Raw genomic sequence first — 22,499 nt, forward strand, 5'->3', positions numbered from 1 at the left:
ATCACACCCTTTAGAATAATAATTTTCTGATCTCCTCTTTTGTATTGGCTCTTTTGATCTCCTCTAATATCTTCTTATCATCAAGAATTCGATGAAAATATTTAAAGAAATTCTTCGACCTTTCCCTTTCAAGGGCCAATAATAGAACAATACTTACCTCTTCATTTTCCCATTTTATAGGATTATTTAGGGTAGCTATAGCTATCTTAGACTCTAGAACATAACTATCTCTACCATGAGGAATAGCAACTCCATTACCTACAGCAGTAGATGTAATCTCTTCTCGCTCTAATGCAGAATTTACAAAGCCTTCTTCAACAAATTCTTTATCTACAAGCTCTTTACTTAAATTTTTAATAATCTCTTCTTTTGATTTCAAATCTAAACTTATATAAATCAAATCATCAGCAAATAACTCTTTAATTTCATTAGATACTAATTCTGAGTTGAACTTTTGATCTTCCTTATCCTTAATTAGATAATTAATCTTATTTTTTATTAAGCTAATATCATCTGCTGTTAATAAAGAGCTAACCTTTACTATAGGCTTGGATAAATTACTTATTGGAATAGTACTGATAATCATATCTATATCTTCTAAACTCTTAGTCTTAAGTTCATAAACAGATACTAAATTAACTATCTCTATTCCTGATAATCTCTTTCTCAATCTAGTAGCTATTAGTTGTGATGTACCAACCCCACTACTACAAGCAACAATAACCTTAATTCTATTATTATTTCTTTCTAAAGCAGCTCCTAAGTGTAATGCTAAGTATCCAATCTCTTCTTCATTAACCTTAATTCCCAAATGCTTTTCAAAAACTATACTAGTAGCCCAAGCTGCTCCAAAGATACTAGGATAATTATTCTTGATTTCATCTAAAATTGGATTTCTAAGGCTCATTCCATATTTTAAACGATTAATAGCAGGCCTTAAATGCAACACTAACCCTAATAATAATTGCTCATCATCTCTTAGGTCGACACCTAAAACATCGCCAGCCATAGAAATAATATCTTTAGAAATTTCAATTACCTTCTGATCAGTATTTTCTAGAACATCACTTATATCTTTGCTTATAATATTCTGTTGCACCTTAGAGCCTAAGATATGAAGAGAGATATATCCTACTTCAGCTTCTGGCAATTTAACATCCAATTCTTCTTCAAGGTTTTGAGCCACTACCTTAGCAATCTCAAATTCTTCTGTCTCTTTCAAAGAATCTAATTGCTCTCTTTCCATTTTGATATCTTTGCCTTTCCCTAATCTCTTTAAGCTGATAGCAATATGGATGACTAAACCTACGAAAGCTTCATCAGTAAATAAAAAGTCTAATTTCCTTTCTATCTCTTCTAAAATCATTTCTATCTTTAGAAAATTTACATCTGTAAAAATATCAAGTAACTGCTGATAAGTCTTATTGTCTATTCTACTATCAATTACTATTGGATCACTTACCTCTTCTAACATCTCTTTTAACTCTTGATTACCTTTAAATTGTGCCAATAAGTCAGCTACTGCTCTTCTCCAATTCTTCTCTCTTCCCTGTACTTCAATACCATAATTCTGCTTTTTTTCTAAAACTAAATTATATTTACTAAGCCATTCTTCTACAAATTCTAAATCATTATAGATAGTAGTTCTACTAACATATAGTTCATTAGCTAAATCTTTCATTGTATACTTTTCTTCAGCCTGCAATAAACATTTTAAAATATACTTCTGCCTAGTCTCTGAAGAAAAAGGATCTCTATAACTTTCAGCACTAAACAATTTTTTTCTCAGTTTAGATCTAATTGCAGGATCTACTTCTAGCCAAACTCCAACCCTAGGTTTTTTAATTAACTTAATCCCTTCATCATTTAAAGTTTCTGCTATCTTATTTAAATCACTTCTGATAGTTCGAGCAGATACTTCAAAGTTCTCAGCTAAATCTTTAATAGTAATTGCTTCTTTCTGCTCTAATAGAATTGATAAAACCTTGCTACTTCTTTCATTTGGTAATGCTAGCATATATATCACCTTGTTATTTGTTTTAATCTTCCACTATTTTTTCCGGAAAAATACCATTAATCAGGAAGTTCTTTAACTATTTGTCTTAACTTTAATTTAATTATACTACAAAAACCCTTGTTTTTCTAGGGTTTAAAAGCAATAAACCTTTCCGCTTTAATGCGGAAAGACTTTGCAAATTGCTTGTAATTAGACTTCTAATAAAGTTTAATTTTAATTTGTTTTTGTATAAGTGACTTACCTCACAGAAGCAATAGCAGTAATAGGATATGATTTATATAGAAAAAGAATTAATTTTAATTAATCATAAGGAGGAATAATTTTTTATGTTTGGATTGTTTGGAAACAAAAACAAGAATGAAACTAAAATAGTAAAAGATAATTGTGATATGTTCTGTTATCAATGTGAACAGACACCTACAGGAGGATGTACAAAGTTTGGAGTTTGTGGTAAAAATCCTGATATCGCTAGCTTACAAGATATTATCATCTTTGGACTAAAAGGTGTAGCAGCTTATGCTACTCATGCTAGAGAATTAGGATATAGTGATGATGAAGTAAATAATATTACTCATGAGGCCTTATATACTACATTAACTAACTCTAACTTTAACTTAGAAGAACATATTGCTATGGCTATGAAGGTTGGAGAAGCTACTACTAGAGTTATGGACCTATTAGATCAGGCTCATACAGATAGCTTAGGAGTTCCTAGCCCAGTTGAAGTAAGTCAAAATAAAATTGAAGGACATAGTATTGTCGTAACTGGACATAACCTATATGCACTAGAAGAGCTATTGAAGCAGACTGAAGGAAAGGGAATTAATATTTATACTCATTCTGAAATGCTACCAGCTCACGGTTACCCAGCATTAAATAAATATGATCACTTAAAAGGTAATGTTGGTAAAGCATGGTATGATCAGCGTAAGCTATTTGCTGAATTCCCAGGAGCAATCTTAGGAACAACTAACTGTCTAATGCCAATTAGAGGTGACTATGGAGATAAATTCTTCACTTATGGAACTGCTGGCTTAGAAGGAGCTAAAAAGATTGAAAATGATGACTTTGGACCACTTATTCAAAAAGCATTAGAATTACCTGTAGCTAATATTGAAAGTGATGAAACATTAACAACTGGTTTCCATCACCAAACTGTTTTAGGTATCGCACCTGAAATTATTGAAGCAGTTAAAGAAGGAAAGATCCAAAGATTCTTCGTAATTGCTGGTTGTGATGCTCCAACTAAAGGTAGAGATTACTATCGAGAATTAGCAACTTCCTTACCAAAAGACTGTGTATTAATCACTACTTCTTGTGGTAAGTTTAGATTTAATGATGTAGATTATGGAACTGTACCAGGAACTAATATCCCTAGATATATTGATCTAGGTCAATGTAATAACTCTGGTTCTACAGTTAAGATTGCTCTTGCCTTAGCTGAAGCCTTCGATTGTGAGGTTAATGATTTACCATTAAGTATTGTATTATCTTGGTTTGAGCAAAAAGCTGTAGCTATCTTACTTGGATTATTCAACTTAGGAATCCAAGATATTTATGTAGGACCAAGTGTACCAGAATTCATGAGTGAAAATGTAGTTAAAGTACTACAAGATACATTCAACTTACAAACCATTAGTACTGTTGAAGAAGATCTAAAGAAAATGTTAGGATAATATATATTGAACTCCCTTATTAAATATATATAACAGCTAAAATCCCCTAGTGATCACTAGGGGATTTTTTATGCAATATAAACTTCAACTCTGATACCTGTATCTTCATTATATCTATCTATTATCTTATTATTATCTATAGTTAATTTTTCATCAACAACCTGCTTCATAATCTGTCCAATATCTATGCCATATTTAGCTTTAACATCAGAAAGTTCACCAGAGGTAATAAATTCTTGAAATTGATTAAATAATTCAACAAATTTTAATGGTAGATTAAAGTTAAAAATTTCTATATCTTGTTCACTAATTTTAATTGATAAAAACTTATTATCAACAGCATTACTTTTATTCTCTTCAATCTCTGCCAAATTATTATCTTCTGAATTTTTTTTAGAATCAATATCTTTTCTAATTCTTCTTAATAGCGGGAAGAGACTCCCATGCTTATTCTCCACTTTATCCCTCCTTATCTCATTTCAATAGTAATTTTCTTTATATACTATTCTATTTAGCAGAGAGAAAAGTGTTAATAAAATTATTTTCTCCAAAAACCTGATAACAAAAATACTAAAACGGTATAGATCTCTAACCTTCCTAAAATCATACAGAAACTCAACAACAATTTACAGACCATAGGTAAAGGAACATAGGTATTAAGAGGTCCAATTAACCCTAGTCCTGGACCTATATTACCTAAAGTTGCTGCTACTGCAGAGATAGAACTGATTAAATCGATACCAAAAGAAGTTAAGACTATAGTTGATATAACAAATACAATAATATATAAAAAGAAGAATCCTAAAATACTTGTAGAAACTTCTTCAGAAACAGCCCTATTACCTATCTTTAAAGAGGTTACTGCTCGTGGATGAATCAATTTATATAACTCTTGGAAACCTTTTTTCATCAAAGCATAAATTCTAATTACTTTGATACCTCCTGCAGTAGATCCTGCACAACCACCAATAAACATTAGAATTAATAGTATCCCCCGAGAAAAAGGTGGCCAAATATCATAATCTACTGTAGCAAATCCTGCTGTACTAATAATTGATGTCACCTGAAAAGCTGCATAATTTAATGATTCAAAGATATCTTTATAAACTTGTAACCTTAAATTAATTGTGATCAATATAATTGAAGTTAAAACTATAAATGTATAAAACTTCAACTCTTTATCTTTAAATAAAGCCTTTATATTTCCTGTCAAGAATTGATAATGTAAAGTTAAATTAACACCAGCTAAGAACATAAAAACTGACATGATTATATCAATAATAACACTATCATAAGCCCTAACACTTAAAGTCCGAGAAGAAAATCCTCCTGTTGAAATTGTTCCAAAGGAATGAATTAATGCATCAAATAAAGGCATCTCATTAATAACTAATAATATTATTTGTACAAGGGTAATTACCAAATAAACTCCCCATAAGGTTTTAGCTGTTTCCCTAATTCTAGGCTTCAACCTTTCGTGAACAGGACCTGGAGCTTCTGCCTTAAATAACTGCATTGATCCTGCTAACTCTGGTAAGATAGCAATTGACATTACAAGTATCCCCATCCCCCCAAGCCAATGCATCCAGCTTCGCCAAAATAAAATAGTATGTGATAAACTTTCTAAGGACATAATTACAGTTGCACCAGTAGTAGTAAATCCACTCACACTCTCAAAAAAGGCATCAATAAAATTATTAAAAACTCCTGCTAGCATAAAAGGAATTGCTCCAAAAATTGAGATTGCTATCCAACCTAAGGTTACTACAGCAAAACCTTCTCTATGCCTTAGTTGTTCATTACTTTCAGTTACTCTAACTAGGATTTTTCCAATAATAATAGTAAAGCCCATAGCAACTATAAATGCTATTCCATCTACTTCTTTATAGTATAATGCTACAAAAATAGGAACTAACATACTAACTCCAATAAAGATTAATAATGTTCCTAACATATTAAAAACTATCTTTAGCCTCATTTACGTGCCTCCTGATTAAAATAACCTCTAATGTCACCTTTCACGGTTAAGGATAAAACTAATACCTTATCACCTCTTCTTAATTTACTTGCTCCATTAGGAATAATTACATTGTTGTCTCTTTTAATTAGAGCAATTATAATATCAGATGCTAAGGATAAATCCTTAATTATTGTTGACTTATTAATCTTAATTTCAACTATATTTACCTGTCCTTCAAAGATTGTCTCTCCTTTAACTTGTCCTTGATAAAAATAATCTAGAATTGAATCTACTGTTATAGCAGAAGGACTGATAATATAATCTATATCTAAAAAATCTACTAAGTATGTATAGCTAATATCTGTTACTATAGCAATTGAGTTTTTAACTCCTAAGCTTTTAGCCAGCTTAGCCATTAAAAGATTGCTTTCATCACTAGTAGTAGTCGCTATAAAAGCATCAGCTTTAGCAACTCCTTCTTCTTTTAATAGCTCTATATCTGTTCCCCTTCCCTCTAAGACCAATATATTACTTAAATTATCAGCAATCTCTTCACATTTTTCTCTATCTTCTTCAATAATTGTTACCGTAGAAATTTTAGAAAATTGTTTAGCCAATTGATAATTTATTTCACCTCCTCCTACTAAAACAATCTTCCCATTATCTTCATGATGAGAATTTATCAATTGAGATATCTTCTCTTTAAATCCTTTATGACAAATAATAAATAGATTATCGCCTGGATAAATTTTATCTCTGCCCTTAGGAATAATTACTCTACCTTTTCTTAAAATCGCTAGTATTAATGAATTTTTAGGTAAATTTACTTTATCAATACTATTATAAGCAAAGCTACTTTGATGGGAAACTTTAAATTTAGATATTTGCACCCGCTTATCTAAATAATTATCAAGCTCTAATTCTACTCCAGGCTTAATTATTCCCTTAACTTTTTTTACTACTTTAGAAAAAGGGTTTACAATTAGATTAATATTAAACTCTTGCTGTTGAAGATTATAGTTTAAATTTATTTCCTCTTTAACTTGAATAACTACATTATCTACTCCTAATTGTTTAGCATAAATTCCAGTTAACAAATTCTCATAATCATTGTCAGTAATCGCGATTAATAAGTTAGTATTAGTAGCTCCTGCCTTTCTTAAAGTATTTATATCAGTCCCCTTGCCCTTTATAGTTAGAACATCAATCTTCTCTTCTATATTCTTTCTGGAAATATCATTCTCTTCAATTATTACTATATCCTGATTACTCTTAATTAAACGTTCAGCTAGTTGTATGCTTGCTTCATTTCCTCCTACTATAATTGTTTGCTTTGTGGAAGTAGTAAAGCCAGTAGTTACTTTTTTAATCTTACTTACTACCTCTTTCATAATAATCTATCCTTTCTTAAATCATTACTAATATCAATTTATGCAATCACAAGACTTAAAATAACCAAAATAAAACTCCACCTAAAAATAGGTAGAGTTTTATTAAGGAATAATTGTACAGACTACTTTAAATTTATAATATATAATTTAATTAAATTCCAAATTTCTCATCTCATTACTAAAAATTATTAGCAAGAAAAAAATTAGAGTTGAAGAACTAATATTCCAGCATCTTAAAACAGATTACAGTTATAATTCTTTGTTTAATATCGATGAATTTATATTATTAATATAATTAACCCTTTATTTTAAAAGATAAACTCTGGCTTCATAGGGTCTTAATACTAAGCTTTTAATAGATTCAGAAACTTTAACATCATAATTGCTGATTAATAATTCTTGTTGAGTAAAGTTTATTTTACTTGGTAATTTAAACTCTACTTCCTCTTCAGAGAAATTAAGTATAATTAGTAATTGCTGATTGCCAAAATTTCTAGTATAAGCATAAATCTGTTCATGATCTTCTAATAATAAATCATAACTACCATAAACAATAATTGGGTATTCTTTTCTAAGTTTAATTAATCTTTTGTAATAGTAAAAGATAGAATCAGGATTCTGTAATGCCTTCTTAACATTTATCTCTTTATAATTGGAATTTACATCAATCCAAGGTTCAACATCACTAAAGCCTGCATAACTATTCTCACTCCATTGTACTGGAGTCCGAGCATTATCACGGCTTCTCTTATGAATAGCATCCATCATCTGATCATGAGTTAATATCTGCTCCTCTTCAACAAAGCTATGGTAAGCATTTATAGTTTCAATATCTCTATACTCATCGATCGAAGCAAAAGATACATTTGTCATTCCTATCTCTTCGCCCTGATAAATATAAGGACATCCTTGCATCATATGTAAACAGGTAGCAAGCATTTTCCCAGAGATAATACGATACTTCTCACTATCATTTCCAAAGCGAGAAATTGCCCTTGGCTGATCATGGTTACTCCAATATAAAGAGTTCCAGCCATCTTCTTCTAGTCCCTTTTGCCACTTAGTAAATATCCTCTTTAACTCTGTTAAACTCCACTCTCCTGGATCCCACTTTCCATACTTCCCATCACCTAAGGATACATGTTCAAAGTGAAAGACCATATTTAATTCATGACGATGCTCTCCTGTATAGAGCTTTCCTTCTTCAACATTTACCCCAGGCATCTCTCCTACTGTAATTGTGTCATACTTTGCTAGTACTTCTTTGTTCATTTCCTGTAAATAATTATGAACTTTAGGACCATTTAAATAATAAGGGCTTCCATCACCATATTTGGATCCTTTTTGAACCTTACCATCATGGTAAGCAGGGTCTTTAGAGATAAAGTTAATAACATCCATTCTGAAACCATCTACACCTTTATCTAACCACCAGCTCATCATATCATATATTTCTCGTCTTAAGCGTGGATTTTCCCAATTGAGATCAGGTTGCTTTTTGCTAAATAGATGAAGATAATATTCATCAGTATTTTGATCATACTCCCAAGCAGAACCTCCAAAAGCTGCTCCCCAGTTTGTTGGAGCTTTACCATTATCTTTGCCAGCTTTCCAAATATAATAATCACGCTTAGGATTATCCTGTGAAGAGCGAGATTCTATAAACCAAGCATGTTCATCACTAGAGTGATTTACAACTAAATCCATCATAATTTTAATATTCCTTTGATGAGCCTCTTCTAACATTTTATCAAAGTCTTCCATTGTTCCAAACTCATCCATAATAGCTTGATAATCGCTAATATCATAACCATTATCATCATTTGGAGATTTATAAATTGGGGAGAGCCAAATTACATCAACCCCCAGATCACTTAGATAATCTAACTTTTCTGTAATACCTTTGATATCACCAATACCATCGCCATTAGAATCATTAAAACTTCTTGGATATATCTGATAAATCACTGCTTCTTTCCACCATTTACCTTCCATATTAATTCCTCCTATTTTAATAATTTAACTTGCTTTTTTAATAAAGATATTTTAATAAATTTATAATAGCCCTAGATCATATCAAATAATATCACATAAAAATCTAAGTTCAAAATTTAAAGAACCAAAATTATTAAAATTTTAAATCAGAACTTAATCAGTGAAAATCAGCGTCAAAAAAGTTTTAAGAACTTAAAGATAAAAAAACTTTCTTAAACTAGTATATTACTTCTCTAATCAGAAATATTTATACTAGCTAAGAAAGCCTTTATAATTAGATATTTACTTTAGATTAGAAGATACTAAACAGTCAAATTTCATGAGCACTGTTCACCTATTTCTTCCTCTACTTTTTCCTTAACTGCTTCTAACATCTTTTTACTATTAGCTCTAACCTTTTTCTTCAAAATAGGATTTAAAAGAGGAGCTAACATTGGAATTCCAAACTCAAAATCTACTGTTAAAGTGATCTTAATTCCTTTTGAGCTTCTTTCTAAATTCCACTCTCCATCAAATTTCTTCAAATCTCCACTTATCTGTTTATATATAATCTGATACTCATCATCATTAAAGTAATCTCTTTCTGTCCAGCAGATCTTTCTACCATCAATATTAGTAACCCAATTGGTAATTGTTGTATTTTTATCTCTTTCTATTACTTCAACTCTCAAAACATCTGGCATGAAATTAGGATAGGATTCCATATCCTTAACTAACTTATATACCCTATCTACTTTGCCATTAACTTCTATACTTTCTTCTATATAAGGCATAATACTTCACTCCTTTTATTTTAGATTTCAACAGTTAATTTATTCTTAGTAACTAGCTTGCTAATTCTACAATCTTCTCTAGTGATCTTTCTAAAATATCAATAACTTGATCTAACTCCTCTTTTGTAATAATCAATGGTGGTTCTAATCTAATTACCTTCTGTTGATTGAGAGTATACGCAGCTAAAATTCCTGCATCAGCTAATTCTGAAATCAGCATTCCACCATAGCTTTCATGCTGAAATTGTATTCCTATCATCAACCCTTTACCTCGTACTTGACTGATAATTTGAGAATATCTTTTAGAAGTTTGAGTTAATCTATCAAGCAAATACTTCCCTAAACTTGCAGACCTCTCCACCAACTTCTTTTCTTGTATAGTATTTAATGTAGCAATTGCAGCTCGACAAGCCAATTGATTACCGCCAAAGGTAGATGTATGTATAAAAGGATCTTCATTAAAGACTTCCCAAACTTCAGGAGTTGCTACAAAAGCACCAACTGGCATCACACCTCCACCTAAAGCCTTGGCAGTAGTCAAAATATCTGGTGTTACATTATAATGCTCACAAGCAAACATCTTCCCAGTTCTACCTAATCCAGTTTGAATTTCATCTAAAATTAGTAATGCTCCATACTTATTGCAAATCTCTCTTACTCCAGCTAAATAGTCTTTTGGCGGGACAATAATTCCACCTTCACCTTGAATTGCTTCTAAGATAACTGCTGCAGTATCATGATCTATATTATTAGCTAAGTCAGATAAATCTCCAAAAATAACATGCTTAACATCAGGTAATAGAGGTTTAAAAGGCTTTCTGAATACATCTCTACCTGTTACACTTAAAGAACCTAATGATTTGCCATGAAAAGAATTTACCGCTGCAATAATCTTAGTTTTGCTAGTAGACATCCTAGCTAATTTCAAAGCCCCTTCAACTGCTTCTGTACCACTATTACAGATAAAAGAATATTGTAATCGACCTGGAGTTATCTCTGCTAATTTTTTTGATAATTGCCCTAAAGGTTGATTGAGTAATATTTTTGATGATAAAGGCATTAAATCTAATTGTTCTTTTACTGCTTCAATTACCTCTTGAGGCCGATGACCTAAGGCAAAAGTTCCATACCCTCCCAAACAATCGATATACTCTTTACCATTTATATCCTTAACCCTTGTTCCTTCTGCTTTCCACTCTAAAGTGTCTAAACCTAGAAATTTAAATAATCTTGACATTCCTGAATTAACATGATCTTTATAATTATTAATAGTTTCTTCTACCACTTGATTCATAGTATACCTCCTTTTCCCATTACAGCATATTATGTGATTTTAATTTTTATTTTATACACATATCGAAATATTTTTTATAAGCAATATTGCTAAGGTATATAAATAAACAAAGTAGTAGCATATGCTACTACTTTGTTTATTTATTCTTTAATTTTTTAATAAATTTATCATTTCTAAGAGCTTTTAATAAAGAAAAACAAGCTATCACCATTACTATAGCAAAGGGAAACGCTGCTGCAATAGAAGCTATTTGCAAAGTCTTTAACCCCCCAGCTAACATTAATGATAAAGCAAGTAAAGATTGAATAATCCCCCAAATCACTTTCCGCCTAGTTGTAGGATATAAGACTCCATTGGATGACATCATTCCCAAAACAAAAGTCGCGGAATCAGCTGAGGTTACAAAAAAAGTACATAATAAAATTACTGCTACAAAAGAAATTACATTCCCTAATGGATAATGATTCATTACCACAAAAAAAGCTGTTTCTGTTGTTTCAATTGCTTTTTGTGCAATCTTAGGTCCCAAATCAATACCCAAAGTACCAAAAGTAGCAAACCAAACAAAAGATCCTAAGCTAGGGACTATAGTTACTCCTAATAAGAACTCTTTTATTCTTCTTCCCTGTGAAATTCTAGCTATAAATGTACCAACAAAAGGAGCCCAAGCAATCCACCAAGCCCAGTAAAAGATGGTCCAATCACCTAACCATTGATTGCTTCTATATGGCCTAATCTCTAAACTTTTTTTAATAAATTCATTTAGATAAGCCCCTAACCCACTAGTAAAAGATTTAAAAATCTTAACTGTTGGCCCTAAAATCATTGCTAAAACTAAAAGAACTATAGCTATCATTAAATTTGTATTAGATAATATTTTAATTCCTTTATCTAGACCAGTTACAGCTGATAGCATAAATAAAATTGTAACAGTAGTTATAATAATTATCTGGACTATAGTGGTTGTTGGAAGTCCAAATAAATAATTTAGTCCACTATTAATCTGTAAAGTTCCTAAGCCCAAAGATGTAGCAACTCCTGCTACTGTTGCTACAACAGCTAAAACATCTATAGAATGACCAATAATTCCCTTTGAGGCATTTTTACCTAATAAAGGTATAAAAACACTACTTACTAAGCCAGGTCTATTCTTTCTAAATTGAAAATAAGCCAAAGCCAAAGCCAAAATACTATAATTTGACCAAGGATGTAATCCCCAATGAAAAAAGGAGGTCTTTATAGCAAAATTTGCAGCTACCGGGATTCCTCCCTCTAATCCCTGAGGATTAATAAAGTGGTTTAAAGGCTCTGCTACACCCCAAAAAACTAAACCTATTCCCATTCCTGCGCTAAATAACATTGCAAACCAAGAAATATTACTATACTCTGGTTTGGAATCATCAGATCCAAGTTTTATCCTACCATATTTGCTAAAAGCTATCCCTATCGCAAAAATTACAAAAATAAACATAGACAAAAGATAAAACCATCCAAATTTACTAACTAAAAACTCAAATACACTACTTGTAACATTAGCAAAACCTCCTGGATCAAATATTCCCCATATTACTACTATAAATGTTATTATTAAAGAAATATAAAAAACATTATTATCTTCTTTTCTTATACTCTGTTTCATCTTAATACCTCCTATAACAAATAGAACTAACTATTATATATTTTTATTAAAATTACTCAATATAAAGTAAAATTTTATTAAACTACTTTATCTGTTCACATAAAGTAGTTTACTCAAACTTAGAAAACAATATAAATTTATTTAAGCTAAGAAAAGATTCTTTTAATCTAGTTAGATATACTAATCCAATTTTAGAATAAAATCTAAATACAAATATACCTTTGGGTTGCAAAAGATAGACCCTCCACGTAATTTAGCTTTTAAGATTCTTCGCAAAGATACATGATCTCTTATTATTTTTTGAATTTATATTTTATTTGTGGCTAATAATTCTTCTGTTTTTATTTCACTTTAGACCTAGATATCTATATCACTTGTGAATATTTTATTAAATTTTGTATTTTATGAAAAAAACTAAATTAATCCAATTATGCTCAAAATTAAATTTAATAGTAAAGGCTTAATCCTTGTCTTTAAATCATTTTTTTAGTAAGATATTTATAGATAATAAAATATTATAATACAAGGAAGTGATCTTATTAAATCAAAATTCTATAGTTTATTACTTATATTATTCATGATGTTAATTACAACTTCATGTGGATTATCCTATAACAGTAAAGAAACTGCTTCAAAAGCAATACAACCCAGAAGTTCATTAAGCTATGATACTTCTACAAAAAGCTTTGGGAAAGAAGAAGCTAAAGTATTGAATACTACCAAAACTGAAACTTCTACTATAGAGAGAAAGATAATCAAAAATGCTAATTTACGCTTAGAACTTAAAAATTTATCAAATATTTCAAAGAAAGTTAATCAAATAATAAAATCTCACCAAGGCTTTATCGCTAACTCTCACAAATGGAATGGACATAACAATCAAAAAACATATAACTTTACCTTAAGAATTCCTGAAAATGAATTTGAAACAGCTTTGGTAGAATTATCAAATCTAGGTAAATTAGTTGAAGAAGAACTAAACAGTCGAGATATTACAAAAGAATATATAGACCTTGAAGCAAGATTAAAGAATTTTAAAGCACAAGAAAAAAGATATTTAGATCTATTAAATCAAGCTAAAAATGTTAAAGACATCTTAGAAATAGAACGAGAATTAAATAGAGTGAGAACTAGTATTGAACAGATGGAAGGAACACTCAAATACTATGATAATCAAATCAATTTAGCTACAATTAGATTAAAAGTCAGTCAACCAGAACCTATTATTGACAATAATTCTAATTGGGGGATTTTAAATAGTTTTAAAGAGTCTCTTAGAAACTTCATTCATAATATTAATCTAATTATCATCTTAATAGGTGGACTAATTCCATGGCTATTAATTTTAAGTATAATTAGCTATCTAGTTTATAGAATAATCAAAAAAAGATAATAAAAAGGATGGAGATTAATCTCCATCCTTTTTATTATCTTTAATATAAATTCTTAACCTTATTTATTTTTAGTGATACTTTTGGAGACAATATATTAATAATCTAACCTATCCTTCTTATTCATTTCTTTATCTTTATACATCTTATTGTCTGCTAATTCTATTAACTCTTCCAAAGATAAATCCTTACTTTGACTATACTCCACAAAGCCGTGACTTGCAGCAAGTTTATATGGCGTATCTAACTCATTATTTGTCTTTCTAAATTCAGATTCAATTCTTGACCAAATATTAATAGATTGCCTCAAATTACATTGTGGGAAAATAAGCAAAAATTCATCTCCACCCATTCTACAGATGATATCTTTCTCCCGTAAATTCTCTTTTAAGATATCACTAACTAAAGTTATTAGTCTATCCCCTTCTTTGTGACCATATTTATCATTTACCGTCTTTAATCCATCTATATCTATAAAACAAATACTTAATTTATAATTATTCTCTTTACAAAAATTATATTGCTCTTCTAAGAGTTTAAGCCCCGTCCTTCTATTAAATACACCTGTTAATGAGTCAAAAGTAGCGAACTTATGTAACTTTTCTTCCTGTTTATATAATTTTTTATAAATTACAATAGCAATTAGCGTCACGATTAAAACAGCAAATCCACCAAAGCTAAATACTATTAAGCCTATTTTATGAGCCCCTTTATAAATAATCCCCTTTTCTGCTTCTAGTACAACTATCCAACCTAAGGAAGCAACCTTACTATAGTTGAAAATATACTCTTTATCATCTTTTACATATTCTCCATATCCACTAGTTGCTACCTTAGCTAACATTCCCCTTATATCCTTTTCATTTTCCCGATGCATTATCTTATTTCTCTTATCTGCTAAAATTCTTTTGAAATATTCCTTTTTAGAATAATCTTTCCCTTCTTCTTTACTATTACTATGCAAGATAACTTCTCCATTGCTATCTGTTAAATATATGCTCCCCTTAAAATTTAAAGGAAGAAAGACATCTTTTTCTGTATAATTTAATATTGTTTGAAATTTATCAAGATTACGCAATAAGATAGTTGTTTCATCAAGCTTATCTATTCTTTCATTCTCTATAGAACTTATCGCCACATCATAGATTTTTACAGTTGCTTCTCTAGAAATGATATTTAATTGTTTATTAGAAACATCTAGTAATCTTCCTTTAAATATTGAATAAGAAAAGATCCCAATTAAGGATATAGTGATAATTGTTGATATAACCATTATTATCAACAATTTACTAAAAACACTGTTAGTCTCATAACTATTACTTCTATTAGTAGAATTAAATGATGAATTTTTTAAAGCGTTAACTATAATCCCCTCCTCTTTATATTATTAAAATCACTTCTACTTATGTATATTTATAATCTTATGCGAAGGTCTACATTATTAATCAACAAATTAAAATAATATTTAAGTTAACAAATATATTAATTCTATACTTACACAAAAAAGTCCTTTTTTAATCTTCTTGTTTTATTTTTTAACCTAGTTACTTTTCTATGATTTAATTATAATTTAAAATAAATTCAACTTATTTAGTTAATCTTCTTATAAAATGATAGAAGTTATAATACTTAAAAAAACAAAAGAGGTCAACTTTAAAGTTGACCTCTTTTAATATATAGTTATTTTTTTATATTATAATTTGTTAATAATCTCTTTTGCAACCTTTTTAGCAGTAAATCCAAATTTATCAGCAACTTCTGCACCTGGACCACTTGCTCCAAAAGTATCTATACTTACTAAATGATCACCTTCACGCAAGAATTGGTACCAACCTTGTCCTACACCAATCTCCATTGCTACTCTTAAAGAATCTTTAGAACCTAAAACTTCATTAATATAATCTTGACCTTGAGCAGTAAATAATCTTCTTTCAGGTACAGATACTATTCTTACACTCTTATCTTCTTGTCCTAACAATTCTGCTGTCTCTACTGCTAAAGAAAGCTCACTACCACTTGCAATCAATACTACATCAGCATCTTGAGGACCTTTAACTACATAACCACCTTTATAGATATCAGCAGCATTATTCTTCTCAATATGAGGAAGATTTTGACGAGTTAAGATTAGAACTGTTGGTCCATCAGTTCTTTCCATAGCTTGAACCCAAGCAGCTTTAGTCTCTTCTTCATCAGCAGGTCTAAGTACAGTTAAGTTAGGAATTAACCTTAAAGACTCAGTATGTTCAACTGGTTGATGAGTTGGACCATCTTCTCCAACATATACCGAATCATGAGTTAAAACATAAACAACTGGTTGATTCATCAATGCAGACATTCTAATAGCATTTCTCATATAATCAGAGAATACTAAGAAAGTAGCTACATATGGTCTTAATCCACCATGTAAAGAGATTCCATTAGCAATAGCTGCCATAGCATGCTCTCTTACTCCAAAACGGAAATTACGTCCTGAAAATTCTCCCTTTTGGATTTCTCCATATTTATCTTGATATGTTTTGTTAGATGGAGCTAAATCAGCAGAACCTCCAACTAAATAATCTACTTCATCAACAATCTTAGTTAAAGCAGCTCCAGAGGAACTTCTACTTGCAATTGGAGCATCTATCTCTAACTCTTCGATCATTTTTCTAAAGTTACTAGGAAGCTCTAGACTATCTGCCTGATCCCAAGACTTCTTCAATTCTGGATTAGCTTCTGCCCATTTATTAAACTTGTCTTCCCAGGCTTTTCTCTCTTTTTTAAGCTCAGATCTTCTTTGAGCAAAGAATTCTTTTACTTCATCAGATACATAGAATTTCTCATCAACAGGTAGTCCTAATTTCTCTTTCATACCTTTAATCTCTTCTTCTCCTAAAGGAGATCCATGAGCAGCACTTAAACCTTCCATCGTTGGAGCACCAAAACCAATAGCAGTCTTAGCAACAATTAAAGTTGGTTTATCTGTTGTCTGCTTACCCTCGTCAATAGCAGCTTTAATAGATTCAAAATCATGACCATCTACTCCATCAACAACATGCCATCCCTGAGCTCTAAAACGAGCAGGTACATCTTCTGTAAAGGTAATATCAGTACTACCACCAATAGAAATATCATTATCATCATAAATAGCAATTAATTTGCCCAATCCTAAGTGTCCAGCTAAAGAGGCAGCTTCATATACGATACCTTCCATCATACCTCCATCACCAGTTAATGTATATGTATAGTGATCAACAATCTTATCTTCTTCAGTATTATATCTTTCTGCCATCATTTTTTCAGCAATTGCCATCCCAACAGCATTTGCAAAACCTTGTCCCAATGGACCAGTAGTTGTTTCTACACCTTCTGTATGACCATATTCAGGGTGTCCAGGAGTTTTAGAATCTAATTGTCTAAAGTTTCTTAAATCCTCTAAACTTAGATCATATCCTGATAAATGTAATAATGAATAAACTAACATAGAACCATGACCTGCTGATAAAACAAAACGGTCACGATCAGCCCACTTAGGTGCCTCAGGGTCATATTTCATAACCTCACCATAAAGAACAGCACCAATATCAGCACATCCTAATGGTAATCCTGGATGACCAGAATTAGCTTCTTGTACACCATCTGCTGATAAACCTCTAATTACATCAGCAACCTTCTTCAACATAAGTTAAATCCCCCTCTATTATTTTAAATTTAGCTAGTAATAAATAACTTAATTTGAACAAAAAACCAACATACTTATTTTTACTAATAAATCTAAATTATTTTATGAAAATATTGAATTTAAGCTAAGTCTTATTATAACATAGTTTCTCCAAATTGTACTAATTTATTTCAATTTAATAAAAGTCATTATATCTATATAAATTGAACTAATTATTTGCATAAAAAGATATAGATCAAAATTTTTTTACCACAGATATAAACTGAATTCACACGAAGAATAATCAGCTACTAGCCAGTGATTGATTCACCCCAAGAGTACTTCCTCAGAAAACAAAAATCACTTCTTCGGGTTTGAAAACACAACCCTTCGCGGGATTTTAATTTCTAAGGTCCTTCTTCAGGGCGCGTGACCATTCGTGGTTTCAAAGTTTTTGATTTATTTTACTTTACAATTGGATATCTATATAAGAAAGAAGATCTAAATAATTATTACGGTTATTTTGATAAGTAATCTATTAAATCTCCTTTAGTAGTTAAATTAATCTTACCAGATTCTAATTTCCAATACTGAATATTATTACCCTTCTCAGCTATATATTGTATCAAAAGTGGATGACAAGTCAAGATAAATATTTGCTTATTCACTGATAATTCAGTTAATAACTCAACTGTTTTAGACAAATGATAAGTATCAAAATTAACAAAAGCATCATCAATAATTATTGGTAAAGAGGAGTTAATATCTTTTATCCTACTCAATCTTGCAGCTAAGAATACCTGTTCTTTAGTAGCACGACTCAAAATAGAGGTTGAGCTTTGAGAGCCACCATTCTTTAACTCTAATTTAAAATCATTCTTACTTATTTTATCTTGGGGAAGCATCCTCGTATATTCTTCAGAAGTTAATTCCCTTAATACTTGACTAGAGGATTCTAATAATTCATCTTTGGCTCTATTAATAAAATTTTGCCTAACTTTATTCAAAATAAAAGCTGCTGCTCTATTAATAGCAAAATCTTCAGCTAAAGGTTGAAGCTTATCTCGAGCTTGATCTATCTTATATTGAGCTTCTTCTAACTTCTCAGTGGCAGACAATTCTTTTAACTTATCTGCTAAACTCTGGCGATTATTCTTTAATTCTTCAACTTGCATCTTTAAAGAGCTTAGTCTATCTCGATACTTATCATAATCTTCTTGAACTTCTTGTATTGAAATATAAGCTCTAAAATAATTATCAAAAAGATCTAATAAATTATCATTATCAACTTCCATTTCGAATACCTTTTCTAAAGCAAATTTAATTTTATTACTTCTTAAAGTAGCCAATATATTTAACTTAAACTGCTCTTTTTGTTGACTACACTTTGAAAAATCTTCATATTCTTTACAAGCAGAAACAAATCTTTCTAAGCTTTCTAAATAATCTTCACTATCCAATTCTAAATCTAGAAGATCTTGAATCTGATCTTCTACTCCTAATTTGTCAGATTTGACTTTAGCACATTCTTTAGCCAAATCTAAATACTTCTTTAAATCTTTAACTCTACTACAGAATAATCTACTCTTGCTTATGATCTTTCTGATCTTTAATCTTCTATTATAAATCTTTGACCATAACTCCTCAAATAATTCTACCGCTTTACCCAATTCCCATTGTAAGTCAGATTCCTTCTTTCTTAAATTATTCATCTTATTTTGCCATTCTATAACTTTATACTTTAACTCTTTTACTTGCCTAAAATAATCTTTAATCAAGTCTAAGGAGGCATCTCTTTTGATATTTAATAACTTTCGATACTTATCCAACTCTAAATCTAGATTATAGATCTCAGCTTCTATATCTTCTAAATATCCTTCCTTTATATTAATTTTATCAATTGTATTATTTAGATTTAATTCTATTTCTTTACTTAGACTTAATTCTGCATTATTATGATAATTTGTAATTAATAAGTAAACTCCCACACTACTAGCTCCTACTAAAATAATAGCTATTCCTAACCATAAATTAAAAGCACTTATAATAGAACCTAATACTATTAAAGTAATAGTTGTAAAGTTATAAGGTTTGATATTATTAGCTAAACCTTCATTATTAAGTTGCTGAATCTGCTGTTGAAATAATCTTTTATCTGTCTTTATATCCTTTAAATCTCCAGCTAATCTTTGATATTTATTATTTAGCTCCTTAGAGTGAGAAATTAAATTATTTAGATCATCTTCACTTATTTTATCAGTTTCTAATTCAATTATCTTAGAAAAATTACCATCCCATTCTTCATTCAATTGATTTAATCGCAAAGAAAGAGCTTCTTCCTCTTTACGACATAGTTCTTTAGTTTCAAGATAATTATTAACTCTCTGCTCAATTCCAGATAATTGCTCATAATAATAATTTATTTCTTCTTCTAGCTCTAGTAATTTTGACTTGATAGCCTCGATATCATTACTGTCAACTATCTGATTAAAGCTATGATCTCTTTCTCTACACTCCTCTACTATCTTTAGATATTTATCCTTTAAAGAGATCGCTTCTCTTAAATTAATACTACTATACTTATCATTCAAATTTCTTCCTGGATGTTCATTAAGCATTGCGCCTAATTTCTTATATTCTTGATAATCTTTAAAATTACTCTTCAACAAATCTAATAATAAAATCTTTGCTTTAGTAAATTCTATCTCCTCTTCTCCTTTGTCAATCCTCTTCATAATATCTTTTAACTTTAGTTTATTCTTATAATATAAATCAACCTGTTCTGAAGCCTTCTTCTTAAGCTCTTTTCCTTCTCTAATTTGAGAGTTATATGGCTTGAATTTATAGACATTGGGATCTCCTCTTTTTCCACCAATATCATCAGCTGCTTTATTCAACTTCTCAACTATATGTTGTGCTGAAACTACATCTGATAAACCAGAACCTAATAAAATAGATTGCATCTTACTACTATTCTCATCAATCTGTTTTAACTCATCAAGGCTAATAGTAAATAACTGTTGATAAGTAAATTGATCTAAATTATTATAGACTTCTCTAATATTTAATTCTTCTCCATCTCCAATAGCATTCAACTCTGGTTCAGCATAATTATTTAGTTTGAGATTATACCTAGCCTGAGAATCCAACTTCAAATCAGCCTCAATAATATATTTAGATTTGGCAGGAGGAATAGATTTATTACGAGGAATTCCATAAGCTAAATAACGTAAGACCTTTAATAAAGTAGTCTTTCCAGCACGATTCAAACCACCTATAACTACTATATCTGATCCTAATTGATTTAGATGTTGATTAGAAAAAATTCCAAAATCCCCTATATATAATCTCTCCAGTTGCAAACTAATCCCCCCTCCTCTTTAAGACCTCTTCTACTATTAAATTTCTAGCCCCTTCTAAAATAGCTTTGAAATCATCTTGATCTAAACTGAATTTTTCAGGATCATTACTCATATTATCGATAGTCCATATATTTCCTATTTCAGCGATTAATTCATTTTGTATATCTTCTTTATCTTCAATCTCTCTTATAACCTCTCCTATATCGGCAAAAAAATCATCATTTTTCTCTAAATATTCAAAGTCTGGTAAAGGAGGACTTGTTCTAATTCTAATTGAATCACTCCAGATTACAGGGTGAGACTTACTTAATTCAGCCCTCAATTCTATTAATAATTCTTCAATAATCTCTTCTTTTTGCTGAGTTAAAATATTAGATAAAGTTCCTCTTCCAACAATCAACCATTGAACTATATAAGCAACAGATTGATTTGAATAATTATCATTGACACTCTCTAAATCCTCTGAATCAATTAAATCACCCTTGATAAGTTTAGCTGCCTGATTAAAAATTAAAGTTTTCAAATCATCTAAATTTTCTATTGGACCTTCTATTCCATCATCAATTTTAACCTCTATTCTCTTCCAAATAAAATTTGCTGTAGGAATTAATTTATAGTCTATGCTATTTTGATGATCTACTTCTACCAATACAGCTCCGCCTAAGGATTGCTCTCCAAAATCCCTTCCTTGAGGTATACCAGGATAGATAATACATGGGCTATTTTGATTAACAATTCTAAATTGATGAATATGCCCTAAAGCCCAGTAATCTATTCCTTGCTGTTTGATCAAGTCATCTTTTCTACAAGGGACATAGCTGTTATTATAGGGATCTAATTGGGTATGTAATATTCCTATATTAAAACTAGAATTATCTTGAGGAATAAAATCCTTGTATATCTCTTCTGATTCTGCCTGATTAGCATAGGATTGCCCCAAAATTCTAGCTATAACTTGATCATTATCAGACAATATTCTATACTCTTCCACTTTATCACTAGCGAAAACATATAAATTATCTGGCAGATCAAAAGCTTCCCTATCTGGTAATGGATCATGATTACCTGCAATCATATAAACATCTATATTGAACTCATTTAACCTCTCACACTCTCGATTAAAGAATTTATTAGCTTTAACCGATCTAGCTTCTTGATCATAGATATCACCTGCTAATAGGATAAAATCAACTTTATTTTCAATAGCTAGATCAACTATTTTACTAAAAGAATTATATATTGCTTCTTTAAATTTTTTCTTAAGACCATCATCTGCTGTAGTAGATAGATGTAATAAACTACCTAAATGAATATCAGCAGCATGAATAAACTTTAACTTAATCACTATGCTCCCCCCA

At 30.2% G+C, this 22,499-nt stretch carries 14 protein-coding genes; 2 read left to right on the forward strand and 12 right to left on the reverse strand.

Annotation, left to right across the window (positions count from 1 at the left end):
• Nucleotides 1–10: 10 nt before the first annotated feature.
• The gene (locus tag OREMA_RS0101360; RefSeq protein ID WP_018247491.1) at nt 11–2,017 is read right to left on the reverse strand and encodes a BglG family transcription antiterminator; all 2,007 of its coding nucleotides are present in this window, start codon (nt 2,015–2,017) and stop codon (nt 11–13) included.
• A 326-nt stretch (nt 2,018–2,343) separates the two neighbouring features.
• Between OREMA_RS0101360 and hcp the strand changes: the two genes are divergently transcribed.
• A complete protein-coding gene (hcp, locus tag OREMA_RS0101365) occupies nt 2,344–3,693 on the forward strand; it encodes a hydroxylamine reductase (protein WP_018247492.1) in 1,350 nt (449 codons plus the stop codon).
• Between the two features lie 68 nt (nt 3,694–3,761).
• Here the strand turns inward: hcp and OREMA_RS0101370 are convergent, their stop codons facing one another.
• The 7 genes from OREMA_RS0101370 to OREMA_RS0101400 form a co-directional block, all read right to left on the reverse strand.
• Nucleotides 3,762–4,151 (reverse strand): hypothetical protein, encoded by a 390-nt coding sequence (locus OREMA_RS0101370; protein ID WP_018247493.1) that lies wholly within the window; start codon nt 4,149–4,151, stop codon nt 3,762–3,764.
• A gap of 80 nt (nt 4,152–4,231) precedes the next feature.
• Entirely contained in the window at nt 4,232–5,671 is a 1,440-nt protein-coding gene (locus OREMA_RS0101375) for a TrkH family potassium uptake protein (protein WP_018247494.1), read from the reverse strand.
• Complete coding sequence (gene trkA / locus OREMA_RS0101380; RefSeq protein WP_018247495.1) at nt 5,668–7,044, reverse strand: Trk system potassium transporter TrkA; 1,377 nt, start codon at nt 7,042–7,044, stop codon at nt 5,668–5,670. The genes OREMA_RS0101375 and trkA overlap by 4 nt, the downstream gene beginning before the upstream one ends.
• Nucleotides 7,045–7,347: 303 nt before the next feature.
• Nucleotides 7,348–9,039, reverse strand: a complete 1,692-nt coding sequence (locus OREMA_RS0101385; protein ID WP_018247496.1) for a glycoside hydrolase family 13 protein — start codon at nt 9,037–9,039, stop codon at nt 7,348–7,350.
• Between the two features lie 317 nt (nt 9,040–9,356).
• Nucleotides 9,357–9,812 (reverse strand): type II toxin-antitoxin system RatA family toxin, encoded by a 456-nt coding sequence (locus tag OREMA_RS0101390; protein WP_018247497.1) that lies wholly within the window; start codon nt 9,810–9,812, stop codon nt 9,357–9,359.
• A gap of 52 nt (nt 9,813–9,864) precedes the next feature.
• The gene (locus tag OREMA_RS0101395) at nt 9,865–11,106 is read right to left on the reverse strand and encodes an aspartate aminotransferase family protein (protein WP_018247498.1); all 1,242 of its coding nucleotides are present in this window, start codon (nt 11,104–11,106) and stop codon (nt 9,865–9,867) included.
• A gap of 136 nt (nt 11,107–11,242) precedes the next feature.
• Entirely contained in the window at nt 11,243–12,745 is a 1,503-nt protein-coding gene (locus OREMA_RS0101400) for a glycine betaine uptake BCCT transporter (protein ID WP_018247499.1), read from the reverse strand.
• A gap of 580 nt (nt 12,746–13,325) precedes the next feature.
• On the opposite strand from OREMA_RS0101400, the gene OREMA_RS0101410 reads away from it, so the two are divergent.
• Complete coding sequence (locus OREMA_RS0101410; RefSeq protein ID WP_018247501.1) at nt 13,326–14,138, forward strand: DUF4349 domain-containing protein; 813 nt, start codon at nt 13,326–13,328, stop codon at nt 14,136–14,138.
• A gap of 95 nt (nt 14,139–14,233) precedes the next feature.
• Here the strand turns inward: OREMA_RS0101410 and OREMA_RS18110 are convergent, their stop codons facing one another.
• From OREMA_RS18110 to OREMA_RS0101430, 4 genes are all read right to left on the reverse strand, one after another.
• Nucleotides 14,234–15,421 (reverse strand): sensor domain-containing diguanylate cyclase, encoded by a 1,188-nt coding sequence (locus OREMA_RS18110; protein ID WP_157279987.1) that lies wholly within the window; start codon nt 15,419–15,421, stop codon nt 14,234–14,236.
• Between the two features lie 408 nt (nt 15,422–15,829).
• Complete coding sequence (gene tkt, locus OREMA_RS0101420) at nt 15,830–17,800, reverse strand: transketolase (protein WP_018247503.1); 1,971 nt, start codon at nt 17,798–17,800, stop codon at nt 15,830–15,832.
• 497 nt (nt 17,801–18,297) lie between these two features.
• The gene (locus OREMA_RS0101425; RefSeq protein WP_018247504.1) at nt 18,298–21,141 is read right to left on the reverse strand and encodes an ATP-binding protein; all 2,844 of its coding nucleotides are present in this window, start codon (nt 21,139–21,141) and stop codon (nt 18,298–18,300) included.
• A gap of 1 nt (nt 21,142) precedes the next feature.
• Nucleotides 21,143–22,486 (reverse strand): metallophosphoesterase family protein, encoded by a 1,344-nt coding sequence (locus OREMA_RS0101430; RefSeq protein ID WP_018247505.1) that lies wholly within the window; start codon nt 22,484–22,486, stop codon nt 21,143–21,145.
• Nucleotides 22,487–22,499 lie beyond the last annotated feature (13 nt).

The sequence above is a fragment of the Orenia marismortui DSM 5156 genome, from assembly GCF_000379025.1.
In the GTDB taxonomy this organism is placed as follows: domain Bacteria; phylum Bacillota; class Halanaerobiia; order Halobacteroidales; family Halobacteroidaceae; genus Orenia; species Orenia marismortui.